Source organism: Lentzea sp. NBRC 102530 (genome assembly GCF_030269365.1).
Taxonomy (GTDB): Bacteria; Actinomycetota; Actinomycetes; order Mycobacteriales; family Pseudonocardiaceae; genus Lentzea.
The window spans coordinates 496,992-508,556 of the sequence record NZ_BSTF01000003.1; the positions used below are offsets into that span (position 1 = coordinate 496,992).

At 68.8% G+C, this 11,565-nt stretch carries 10 protein-coding genes; 1 reads left to right on the forward strand and 9 read right to left on the reverse strand.

What is annotated here, in order from left to right; genetic code table 11:
- Positions 1-67: 67 nt before the first annotated feature.
- From mctP to QSK25_RS10035, 3 genes are all read right to left on the reverse strand, one after another.
- Entirely contained in the window at positions 68-1,702 is a 1,635-nt protein-coding gene (gene mctP, locus QSK25_RS10025) for a monocarboxylate uptake permease MctP (protein WP_285636868.1), read from the reverse strand.
- The gene (locus QSK25_RS10030) at positions 1,702-1,968 is read right to left on the reverse strand and encodes a DUF3311 domain-containing protein (RefSeq protein ID WP_285636871.1); all 267 of its coding nucleotides are present in this window, start codon (positions 1,966-1,968) and stop codon (positions 1,702-1,704) included. Before QSK25_RS10030 ends, mctP begins: the two co-directional genes overlap by 1 nt.
- Positions 1,969-2,073: 105 nt before the next feature.
- The gene (locus tag QSK25_RS10035) at positions 2,074-2,760 is read right to left on the reverse strand and encodes a GntR family transcriptional regulator (RefSeq protein WP_285636874.1); all 687 of its coding nucleotides are present in this window, start codon (positions 2,758-2,760) and stop codon (positions 2,074-2,076) included.
- A gap of 96 nt (positions 2,761-2,856) precedes the next feature.
- Between QSK25_RS10035 and QSK25_RS10040 the strand changes: the two genes are divergently transcribed.
- A complete protein-coding gene (locus tag QSK25_RS10040; RefSeq protein WP_285636877.1) occupies positions 2,857-3,636 on the forward strand; it encodes a LamB/YcsF family protein in 780 nt (259 codons plus the stop codon).
- Positions 3,637-3,802: 166 nt separating this feature from the next.
- Here QSK25_RS10040 and QSK25_RS10045 read toward each other — a convergent pair whose 3' ends face one another.
- The 6 genes from QSK25_RS10045 to QSK25_RS10070 all read right to left on the reverse strand — a co-directional run bounded on the left by QSK25_RS10045 (position 3,803) and on the right by QSK25_RS10070 (position 11,511).
- Complete coding sequence (locus tag QSK25_RS10045) at positions 3,803-4,702, reverse strand: ROK family protein (RefSeq protein ID WP_285636880.1); 900 nt, start codon at positions 4,700-4,702, stop codon at positions 3,803-3,805.
- Positions 4,703-4,713: 11 nt separating this feature from the next.
- Positions 4,714-6,882 carry a polysaccharide deacetylase family protein gene (locus tag QSK25_RS10050; RefSeq protein WP_285636884.1) on the reverse strand — a complete coding sequence of 723 codons (2,169 nt, stop codon included), beginning with the start codon at positions 6,880-6,882 and terminating at the stop codon, positions 4,714-4,716.
- Between the two features lie 60 nt (positions 6,883-6,942).
- Entirely contained in the window at positions 6,943-9,051 is a 2,109-nt protein-coding gene (locus QSK25_RS10055; RefSeq protein WP_285636894.1) for a hypothetical protein, read from the reverse strand.
- Positions 9,052-9,055: 4 nt separating this feature from the next.
- Entirely contained in the window at positions 9,056-9,823 is a 768-nt protein-coding gene (locus QSK25_RS10060; RefSeq protein WP_285636897.1) for an amino acid ABC transporter ATP-binding protein, read from the reverse strand.
- Positions 9,820-10,620 (reverse strand): amino acid ABC transporter permease, encoded by an 801-nt coding sequence (locus QSK25_RS10065; protein ID WP_285636900.1) that lies wholly within the window; start codon positions 10,618-10,620, stop codon positions 9,820-9,822. Before QSK25_RS10065 ends, QSK25_RS10060 begins: the two co-directional genes overlap by 4 nt.
- A 78-nt stretch (positions 10,621-10,698) precedes the next feature.
- Positions 10,699-11,511: a basic amino acid ABC transporter substrate-binding protein gene (locus tag QSK25_RS10070; protein ID WP_285636903.1), complete on the reverse strand. Its 813-nt coding sequence runs from the start codon at positions 11,509-11,511 to the stop codon at positions 10,699-10,701.
- Between the last annotated feature and the right edge of the window lie 54 nt (positions 11,512-11,565).

The following is an 11,565-nucleotide window of genomic DNA, read 5'->3' on the forward strand; positions in this document are numbered from 1 at the left end:
TCGATCCTCAACGCAAAGGGCCACCCGCCGTAACCGACAGGTGGCCCATAGTGTTGCCGACTGCGTCTCAGTGGGCCGCGATGGGCTTCACCCTGGGGTTGTCCTCGTCGACGTGGTAGTCCGACGGGTCGGTGTGGTCGACACCGTTGGACACCTTGGCCTGCTTGGCGACCAGCGTGACGATCACCGCGACCAGCAGGTTGACGAACAGCGCGACGATGCCGACGTAGATCTGCGTCGTCGAGGTGCCGAACGGGTGCCACCCGAAGATCGAGATGTTGCCCAGCGGCAGCGCCGAACCGGCGAAGTGCGCCTTGCCGACGGCCGGGTTGCCGATGTTGTAGAGCAGCCACATGCCGTAACCCATGCCGCCGACCCAGCCCGCGACCAGGCCGTACACGTGGAACCAGCGCGTGTAGAGCGCGATCGCGACCGCCGGCAGCGTCTGCAGGATCATCACACCGCCGATGAGCTGCAGGTCGATGGAGAACTGCGGGTCGACGAACACGATGAACGCCACGGCGCCGAACTTCACCACCAGGGAGGCGAGCTTGGCCTGCTTGGCCTCCTCCGCCGGGGTGGCGTTCTTCTTCACGTACTCCTTGTAGACGTTGCGCGTCCACAGGTTCGCCGCCGCGATGGACATGATCGCCGCCGGCACCAGCGCGCCGATGCCGATGGCCGCGAACGCGATGCCCGCGAACCACGACGGGAAGTTCGCGCCGAAGAGCTCGGGGACGATCGTGTTGGTGTCGGGACGGCCGGTCGCCTGGTTGACGATCGGCTTGGTGCCCGCGCTGATCGCGACGAAACCGAGCAGTGCCAGCAGACCCAGCAGCAGCGAGTACGCGGGCAGCGCCACCATGTTGCGCTTGATGACGTTGCGGCCGCGGCTCGCGAGGATGCCGGTCAGCGAGTGCGGGTACAGGAACAGCGCCAGTGCCGAACCGAGTGCCAGCGTCGCGTACTGCAGCTGGTTCGTGCCGGTCAGCAGGATGCCGTCGGTCTTGCTGGGCGTCGCGTCGAACTTGGCCTGCGCGTCGTTGAAGATCTCGCCCCAGCCGCCGAACTTCGACGGCAGGTAGATGATCGCCACCAGGATCACCAGGTAGATCAGGATGTCCTTGACGAACGCGATCAGCGCCGGCGCCCGCAGACCCGACTGGTAGGTGTAGAGCGCGAGGATCAGGAACGCGATGAACAGCGGCAGGTGCCCGAGGATGCCGGAACCGTTGAGGCCCATGGACCGCAGCACCGCTTCGAGGCCGACGAGCTGCAACGCGATGTACGGCATGGTCGCGACGATGCCGGTGATCGCGATCAGCAACGCGAGCCAGTGCGAGCCGTAGCGGCCCTTCACGAAGTCCGCGGGCGTCACGTAGCCGTGCACGCGGCTGACCGACCACATCCGCACCAGCGGCAGGAAGACCAGCGGGTACAGGATGATCGTGTACGGCAGCGCGTAGAAGCCGAGCGCGCCCGCGCCGAACATCAACGCCGGCACCGCGACGAAGGTGTAGGCCGTGTAGAGGTCACCGCCGACGAGGAACCACGTGATCCAGCTGCCGAACTTGCGGCCGCCGAGACCCCACTCGTCGAGGTGGTCGAGGGTCTCGCCCTTCTGCCACCGCGCCGCGACGAAGCCCATCACCGTGACGAGGAGGAAGAGAGCGCTGAAGACGATCAGCTCGGTCCACTGCATCAGTTCGCTCCCTCGTCCAGGTCGTCCACGCCGAGCTTGTCGGGCTTGCCGGTGACCACGGGCTCGTCCTTGGTCTTGACGTAGACGATCCCGACGCACGCGACGCCGAGCGGGACGAACAGGAACTGGTACCAGTAGAAGAACGGCAACCCGAAGATCCTGGGCTCGTCCATGTTGAACCACGGCGTGATGAGCATGAACAGCGGAAGTATCAGCAGCAGGTTCCAGTTGCTCCAGCGCAAGCCGGTCTTGTGATCCGACGGCATGGTGGCCCTCCGTGTACGCGGTGTTGCGCGGATGTTAGGCCTGGTTGACGTGGTCGTCAGCCCCGTGATCGCAATCGTTGCCGTCGGCTTAACGTTCCCTTTGGATTAATCCGCCGTCAGACGGCTGGCGAGGTCCTGTTCGGCCGCGTCGAAGTACTCGTCGAGCTGCCCGACCGCCTCGTCGACCGTGCCCTTGTTCAGCAGTTCGACGATCCTGCGGTTCCACGGCAGGTACGTCCGGTGGAAGGCGTCGACCTCGCGCGCGACCCGGAACGCGAGCATGAGCTCGGCGAACAGCCGGTCCGACTCGTCGCTCAGCCGGACGCTGCCCGCGAGGCCGACGATGCCGCGGTGGAACTGGATGTTCGCGCTGCCGGTCTTGCTGAAGTCGTTCTTCTCGGCGCGGGCCACGGCCTGGCGGACCGGCGCCCGGACGGCTTCCCGCTGCGCCTCGGTGACGTCGTTCCACAGCCGGAGCGAGCCACCCTCGATGACCCGGCGCGCCGCGTACAGGTCGCACACGTCCTCGCTGGTCGGCCTGCGCACGAACACGCCGCGGCTGTGCTCGTGCACCAGGATCCGATCGCGCGTGAGCAGCCGGAACGCCTCGCGCAGCGTGTTGCGGCTGACCCCGAGCGCGCCGCCGATGGCCTCCTCGCTCAGCCGCAGACCGGGCTCGAGCTCCCCGTCGAGCACCCGCTCCCGGAGCATGTCGGCGACCTTCTGCGCGGTGCTGGCGCGCTCCAGGTCGGACTTGCTCTGGGCCAGCGTCGACACCCACGTCTCGGTCACCGGGGCAGTCTATTCCCAGGATCGTTCAATTGCCCTATCGTAGAATCGTTCAACAATCCCACAAAACAGAGCGCGCCACCGAAGGGGGAGATCAACATGGACCTGAACGCAGACCTGGGTGAGGGCTTCGGCCACTGGACCCTGGGCGACGACAACGCGTTGCTCTCGGTGGTGACCAGCGCGAACATCGCCTGCGGCTACCACGCGGGCGACGCCGACACGATGCGCGAGACCTGCGCGCTGGCCGCCGAGTCAGGCACCGCGGTAGGCGCCCACGTCGGCTACCACGACCTGGCGGGCTTCGGCCGCCGCTTCGTGGACGTCGCCCCCGACACCCTGACCAACGAGGTCCTGGCCCAACTCGGCGCATTGCAGACGTTCGCGAGGGTCGCCGGCACCCGGATCTCCTACGTGAAACCGCACGGCGCCCTCTACAACACCCTGGTCCGCCACGAGGCCCAGGCCGACGCCGTGGTGGACGCCGTCCGCATGTTCGACCCAACCCTCGCCGTACTGGGCCCGCCGGGAGCCGTCTGGCTGAAGCGCGCCTCGGTGGCGGGCCTGCGCGTGTGGCACGAGGCGTTCGCCGACCGCGCCTACACCTCGTCCGGAACCCTGGTGCCGCGCACCGAACCGGGCGCCGTCCTGCGCGACCCGGCCGAGATCGCGGCGAGGTGCGTCCAACTGGCCACCGAGGGCTGGGTCCGCAGCGTCACCGGCAGGCCGGTCCGCATCCAGGCCGACTCGATCTGCGTGCACGGCGACACCCCAGGCGCCGTGCACATCGCCCGCACGGTCCGCGCGTCCCTGGAGGCAGCAGGAGTGACGGTGACCAGGGTCGAGTCGCCTTTGAGGCACGCCCGCCAACCGGCCTGACTCGCCAACCGGCCTGACTCGCCAACCGGCCTGACTCGCCAACCGGCCTGACTCGCCAACCGGCCTGATCCGTCAGCCCGCAGCTTCCCCCGCGCGATTCCTCATGACGCAACGCGCGACCGCCGGTTTTGGTTCCCGCTCCATCCACAGGTACAGAACCCGCAGCTCAGCGTACCTGTCGCACCAGCGCCGCCGCCCCGACCAGTCCGGCCTCTCCGCCCAACTCCGCGGCCCGCACCTCGAGCCCGTCCAGGTAGGACAACCCGGCGTGCGTCTTCAACGTCCGCCGGATCGGCTCGAACAGCAGCTCCCCGGCCTGCGCCACCCCACCGCCGACGACGGCCAGTTCCAGGTCGCACACCGCGGCAGCCCCGGCGATCGCCATCCCCACCGCCCGCCCGGCCCGGTCGAAGGCCTCCAGCGGGATCTCCTCCCCGGCCAACGCCGCGGCAGCCAGCAAAGCCGCGTCGGCGTCGTCCGGCGCCTGCCACCCGGCCCGCCGGGCCCACTCGACCATCCGCGGCCCACCTGCCACGGTCTCCGCGCACCCGCGCCCACCGCAGGAACACGGCAAACCATCCGCCTCCACCACGACGTGCCCGATGTGGCCCGCGTTGCCGGTGCGCCCGCCGAACGGGCGGCCGTCCAGCACCAGGCCGCCGCCGACGCCGGTCGACACCACCAGGCCCACCATGTCCCGCGCGCCCTGACCGGCACCGCACCAGTGCTCGCCCAGCGCCATGCACACGCCGTCGCCCGCCAGTTCCACCGGCACGCCGGGGAACAGCGCGGCCACCGACGACCGCAGCGGGAAGGCCCGCCAGGAAGGCACGTTGATCGGCGAGACGGTGCCCGCGACCGTGTCCACCGGGCCGGCCGAGGCGATGCCGACCCCGGCGACCGCCGAGTCCTGCACCACGGTCGACACCACCGACACGACGGCGTCCCACGGGTCGACGGCAGGGGTCGGCACCCGCGACGAACGCACGACGGCGCCGAGCGGGTCCACCAGGGCAGCGGCGATCTTGGTGCCGCCGAAGTCCAGTGCCAGCACCAGATCAGTCACGGTGACCGAGCTTAACCAGCCACGACGAGCCGGATGGGGGCAGTGGTCCGAACCAGGTCGCCTGCGGTCACCCGCACCACCGCCGTCCACTCGTCCGGCGTCGCCCACGCGGGCGCAGCCAGCGTGAAGTCCAGCGGCAGCCGTCCCTGCGCCGGCAGCAGGCCGCCCACGCAGAACGGCCCGGCGAACTCCCACGACGACCGCGGCGACAACAGCCTGGCCTGCACCGGCAGGTCACCCAGGGCGCCGGAGGCCAGCTCCACCCGCACCAGCGCGGACTCCCCGGCCCGCACCGAAACCGCAGAAGGCGAGGACGCCACCCACAGCACCTCGACGGGATCGGCGCCGTCCCACTCCGGCACGGTCAGCAGCGCCACGTCGTAGACCTCGAACGGCAGCCCCTCCAGCACCGCCCGCACCGGATGGCACCCCGGCGTGCGCGGCCCGGCCAGCCCGACCTCGGCCGAGACGTACCCACCCGCGGGCAACGACACCGGCAGCGACTCCCACGACGCCGACCAGCCGGAAGGCAGCACCAGCCGGACGACCCCGTCGAAAGCCGTCCCGTCCGACACCGCCACGACCCGCAGCCGCGAGGGCCCCAGCACCTCGACCCGCACGTTCGCGCCCAGGCCACCCAACGGCGCGGGCTCGTGCAGCCAGTACCGCCCGAACACCGGCGTCACGGCAGGCGAACCAGGCCCCAACGGCTCTCCGGCCACCGCCAACCGCGACGGCACCGCGTCCAACGCCCCGCAGGAAGGTGACCGCGACCCCAGCACCGCGAACAGCCGGGACGGCCCGAGATGATCAACCGAGTTCCACAACACGAACACGGAAGAGCCGACCATCTTCTCGCCGACCTCGCTGTGCCACACGCTCACCGGCCCTACCAGCCGAGGCGCCTCCAACGCAGGCCCGTCCACGGCCACAAGCGACGCGATCGGGTCGTAGGACAACACGTAGTGAGTGGACGCGATCTCCGCACCGAAACCGCGCTTCCACCCGTGGTCAACGGAATCCTCGACCAACGAGAACGTCCGCCACCCGCGCGCGGGCACGTCACGCGCCAAGAACGTGACAGTCACGCCATCCACCAACGTGGGCAGCACGACCCCGTCGAGTTCCACGTGCACGTTGCGCTCGTACGGCAGATGCACGGACACGATGTCGGTGCACGCCACGGCCAACGGGTTCCACACCACCACCGACGAGTCCACAGTGGATGTCAACGCCGCCAAGGACCGCGCCACGACCTCTGACTGCAGGTCGAAGGCCTCTCGAGGGTGCGCCACCGAAGCACGCGCCAACGCCGAAGAAGGAAACGCCGCCCCGCTCAACCGTGCCGCGTGCGACGCGAACACAGCAGCAGGCGAGTCATCCTCAGCAGCACGCGGTACGGGCACAGAGCCACGCACGTAGTAGTCGCGCGGCAACGAGCAGACGACGCGTGGCCACGTGTAGCGCGCGCTCCAGTCGTGATGGACGGCGGTGATCCACGGGCTAGGAGCCTCGTGAGCAGCACCGACGGGCATCATCACGTGCGGCGCCACAGCGGCAGACCGCAGCTCCAGGAACGCCGCGTAAACCGACCGCGAAGCCTCACCCAGCGACGAGGCCGCCAGCGACGGCCCGGAAGGCAGCGACGACAGCACCGGCGCCACACCGACCACGTTGGACTCGGACCCGACGACCTCGACCCGCCCCTCCGAGATCAGCCGCAGCAACGACGACCGGTGCTCCGGAAACGTGTCCCAGTACGGCTGCAACAACTCGACCGAGGTCACCGCGAACCGGTACGCCGGATCGGTCAGCGCCAGGTCCAGATGAGCCCGGAAAGAAGAGAACGGCGCGTCCCCGGCCACGTGCCCGACGAGGTGCACCGTCCACCCCGGCGAGCCCACGACCAGCGAGAACGCGCACGACTCCTCACCGGCGTCCGACCGCACGACCGCGACCGCCGGCACCACCGCACCGGGCTGGTGCCCGGACACGTCGACCGCGAGCTCGTACCCGAACGGCCCCGGCCGCAACGACCCGCCGTGCCGCGGCGAGCGCAGGCCCGGCCCCGACAGGTGCGCGCGCACCGGCCCCGCCAACGCAGGGGACGTCAGCCGCACCACCTGCAGCAGCGCGGTCCGAGGTCCGACGAACAGTTCGGTCGACTCGGCGACGATCACCGGAGAATCGCACCACTGATCACCACCGGGCGGAATTCCCCGATGGTGTGCGAAAACCAGCTAGCGCTTCAGCATCCGGGTCAGGCCGGCCGCGACCGTCGTCGCGAGGATCCACCCCGTCACGATCAGCCCGGACGCGATGTACTGCGACGCACCCGGTGTCTGCCACCGGTTCTTGTTGCCGAAGTCGACGATCGGCACCACCAGGTCGATCGTGTAGATCCACGCGTTCCACGGCAGGTGGTCGTCGTCGTTGATCTCGACCAGCGGTCCCCTGAACTGGAACCACAGGCTGCCCACGACCCACGCCGCGATCAGCCACCCCAACGCGCGCGCCGGCCGGTAGCCGTAGCCGACCATCGACCGTTGCAGGAAGCTCCACAGCAGCACCAACGGCCCGAAGAACCGCATGCCCTCGGCCACCGCCTTGTACCGCAGGCGTTGCTTCTCGATCAGCACGGTCGAGGCGTGCTCCTCGTTGCCCGCCGCCGTCAGCATCTCGGCGAACTGGTCGTACGGCCGCGGGTGGTAGCTGCGCCGCATCGCCTGCCGCAGCCAGCGCAACCGTTGCTGCACCTGGTCGTCGTCACGCAGGTCGATCGGGTACGCGAGCGAGTCGTAGCGGAAGTCGTCGAGGTCGATGAACCCCGTGGCGTTCCAGAAGTTCTCGTTGTCGTCCAACGAGGTGCAGCGCGCCTGCCGCAACGTCACGAGCCCCTTGGGCGGTGACACGACGTTGAGCATCAGCTCCTGCACCTGCATGCCCATGGCGTTCAACGCGTGGCTGTCGAGCTTGTAGCCGAGCACCGCGCCGTTGAAGTTCGCCATGCGACCGATCACGGCACGACGGCACCGCACGCCGCCATGCGCGACGAACTCCTTGTCGCCGCGCGCGCAGATGAGGTCGCGTCCGATCGTGGCGCCACCGATGTCCAATGACGGCTTCTCGCGCGGCTGGTGCCGGTACTTGCCGGGCTTGATCAACCGGCTGCCGCGCAGGTCGAGGTTCGCGCCGACGGTGATGCCGCGCAGCTCCAGCCCGCCGGACACCTCGGACTCGCGGACCACGAAGTTGCTGCCGATCTGGGACCGGTTGGCCAGCACGGCGTCGGCGGCCGGGTTGTGCACCACGGCCCGTTCGATCGTGATGCTGCCGCGCACGTGCGTGTCGACCATGCGCAGCTGGCCCTTGATCTGCACGCCGCGGCCGACGACGTCGCCGCCGATCTCCGCGCCGTCGACGTGCAGCGCGCGTCCCGAACCGGTCGGGTCGGTGCCGACGGAGTTCGGCGAGACGGCGTCCAGAACCGCCTCTGCCAGCGACAACGTGCCGCCGATCTTGGCGTTGACCGCGCGGATCGTGCCCTGGCTCGTGAAGCCGCGGTCGAGTTCGAGGTCACCGGTGACGTCCACGCGGTCGAGGACCAGCGTCGCGGACGGGTCGGCGTGCGGGTCGTTGGTGTGCTCGAAGTCGGAACCGCGCGAGAGCTGCGCGCCGCTCAACGACAACGTCGAGCTGATCCGGGCGTTCGACAGGAACACCACGCCGTGCGAGGTGAACGCGCCGAGCAGGTTGCCGCCGACCTGCATCCCGTTGCCGTTCAACGAGAAGCCGTCGCCGTTCTCCAGCACCGCGCTGCCGAGGTTGACGTTGCCGCCGATCCGCGCGCCCGCGAACCGCACCTCGCCCTCGGTGATGATGCCGAACCCCAGCAACGCGCCCGCCACCGTGAGCCGGTCACCGTGCAGGCACAGCCCGCCGGGCACGCTGAACCTGGTGTCGCGCAACAACACCGAGCCCGCGATCTCCGCGTCGGTGAGGTCGGTCAGGCCGGACACCCGGCAGTCGAGCAACGAGACGTCGTTGCTGCTGTGCAGGTTCCGCGCCTGGAACCCCGGCAGGTCGCAGTCGGTGAACGAGATGCCGGCGAGGTTCGCCTGCCGCACGTCCGGCGCCGCCTCGAAGACGCAGCGCTCGAACTCCAGCACGTACGGCACCTCGACCGCGCGCAGGTCGAGGACGTCGGTGACCACCCGGTCCACCACGCGGATGACGGGTGGGGTGCTCGGCTTGCGCCGCGGCAACCTCCACCCGCCACCACCTGAGTTGTCGTTCTCCCCCAACAGCCCCCGCAGCACGTCCGCCGCGGAGACCCTCCCCCTCGCCACGGACCTAGACCGGGTCGCTCGGGCCGTGGTGCGTCGGGTCCAGCACGCGGGCCAGGAACTCCTGGGTGCGCGGTTCCTGCGGGTTGCCGATCACCTCGGCCGCCGGGCCCTCCTCGACGATGTAGCCGCCGTCCATGAAGATCACCTTGTCGGCGACCTCGCGGGCGAACTGCATCTCGTGCGTCACGACCAGCATCGTCATGCCCTCGTCGGCGAGCTGGCGCATCACGCCGAGCACGTCACCGACGAGTTCGGGGTCGAGCGCGGACGTCGGCTCGTCGAACAGCATGACCTCGGGGTCCATCGACAACGCGCGGGCGATCGCCACGCGCTGCTGCTGACCGCCGGAGAGCTGCGCGGGCATCGAGTGCGCCTTCTCGCTCAGCCCCACGCGTTCGAGGTTGTGCAGCGCGACCTTCTTCGCCTCCTCCTCGGAGCGCTTGAGGACCTTGCGCTGCGCCACCGTGAGGTTCGCGAGGACGTTGAGGTGGGAGAACAGGTTGAAGCCCTGGAACACCATGCCGATCTTGGTCCGGGCGGAGTCGATGTCGACGTCCGGATCGGTCAGCTCGACGCCGTTCACGACGATCTTGCCGCCGTTGGGCTCCTCCAGGACGTTGACGCAGCGCAGCAACGTCGACTTGCCGGAACCCGACGGGCCGATGATGCAGACCACGTCGCCGCGCTGGACGGTGAGGTCGATGTTCTTGAGGACTTCGAGCGGGCCGAACGACTTCTTCAGCCCGGTGATCTCGACGGCGACATCGCTCATGCCGACACCTTCTTCTTACCGCTGGTGCCACGACGCTCCAGGTACCGGGACAGGTACCCCAGCGGCAGCGTGATGATCAGGTAGCACAGACCCGCGATGAGGATCGGCGTGAGGGACGGGCTGCGGCTCAGCGTCTCCCGGCCGAACTTGGTGAGCTCGTACTGCTCGCGGAACAGGCCGAGGATGTAGATGAGCGAGGAGTCCTTGGTGAGCAGGATCAGCTCGTTCGTGAGCGGCGGCAGGATGATCCGGAACGCCTGGGGGATCACGATCGTGATCATCGCGCGGCCCTGCGACATGCCCAGGGACCGGGCGGCCTCGACCTGGCCCTTCGGCACGGCCTGGATGCCGGCGCGGATCGTCTCCGCCATGTACGCGGCACCGACGCCACCGAGCGCCAGCATGACCGTGGTCAGCGGCGGGAACTGCATCTGGAACGCGATCGGCACGCCGTAGTAGATGCCGATGAAGACCAGCAGCGCGGGGACGCCGCGGAAGAACTCGATGTAGACGGTCGCGATCCAGCGGTAGGGAGCGACCGACGAGAGCTTCATGAGCGCGAGCACGAGGCCCAGCGCGAGCCCGAACGCGAAGCCGAGCGCTGTGTAGATGATGGTGTTCTTCAGCGCCACGGTGATGACGCTCGGGAACATCGAGGCGGCGATCTCGGTGTTGAAGAACGCGCCCTTGATCTGCCCCCAGTCGGCCAGGAAGGCGACCAGGGCGGCGATGACTACCAGAAGTCCGTATTGCGCGTAGCGGATGTATTCCGCGCGCTTGCGCTTGGACATGGCCATTGCGGCTCCTACCGGAGGTGGTTCGGACAAGCGGCGGGGCCGGCGCGTTCGAACTCGCACCGGCCCCCACAACCGCGACTACTTCGACGTCGGCTTCTTGCCGAACCACTTCTCGTAGATGGTGTCGTAGCGGCCGTCTTCCTTGGCCTTCTTCAACACCTCGTTGACCTTGTTCGCGAGGGCGGTGTTGCCCTTCTTGATGCCGATGCCGTACTGCTCACCGGTGTCGAACTCGGTGGTGACCTCGGTGTCCGGGAACTCCTTGGCGTAGTCGTAGAGCACGCCGTTGTCGTTGATCACGGCGTCGACGGCGCCGGTGCGCACGGCGGTCTCCGACAGCGGGAGGTCCTCGAACTGCACGACGGTGTAGCCGTTGGCGGCCGCGTTGTCGTTGCCGTACTTCTCACCCGTGGTGTCCTGCTGGACGCCGAGCTTCTTGCCCTTGAGGTCCGCCAGGGTCTTGATGTTCGACCCCTTCTTGACCAGCAGCGCCTGCGAGGCGTCGAAGTACGGGTCCGAGAAGTCGATCGCCTGCTTGCGCTCGTCGGTGATCGTCATGCCCGCGGCGGCCAGGTCGCACTGGTTCGCGTTGAACGACGTGCCCGACGTGATCGTCTCGAACGGCGTGTCGAAGATCTGCTGGGTGACGTTCAGCTCCTTGGCGACCAGATCGACCAGGTCGACGTCGAAGCCGACCGTCTTGTCGCCCTCGCTGAACTGGAAGGGCTTGTAGGAGAGGTGCGTGCAGGTGACGAGCTTGCCGCTCTGCACCAGCGTGACGCCCGAGTCGCCAGCGGGCTGGTTCACGGGAGTCGCGCAGCCTGAAGCTGCCATCACGGCCAGCCCCAAGGCCGGGATCATGGCCATCAACTGCCTGGTTCGACGAGCCACTGCGTCACTCCTCGTAACTGTCGCGGACGAGTGAACGGGATCCTGCCACTCGGG

Coding starts and splice junctions, on each gene's coding strand:
- mctP (WP_285636868.1), bottom strand. CDS start 1,702: ATGCAGTGGACCGAGCTGATCGTCTTCAGCGCTCTCTTCCTCCTCGTC.
- QSK25_RS10060 (WP_285636897.1), bottom strand. CDS start 9,823: ATGAGCGATGTCGCCGTCGAGATCACCGGGCTGAAGAAGTCGTTCGGC.
- QSK25_RS10065 (WP_285636900.1), bottom strand. CDS start 10,620: ATGGCCATGTCCAAGCGCAAGCGCGCGGAATACATCCGCTACGCGCAA.
- QSK25_RS10040 (WP_285636877.1), top strand. CDS start 2,857: ATGGACCTGAACGCAGACCTGGGTGAGGGCTTCGGCCACTGGACCCTG.
- QSK25_RS10030 (WP_285636871.1), bottom strand. CDS start 1,968: ATGCCGTCGGATCACAAGACCGGCTTGCGCTGGAGCAACTGGAACCTG.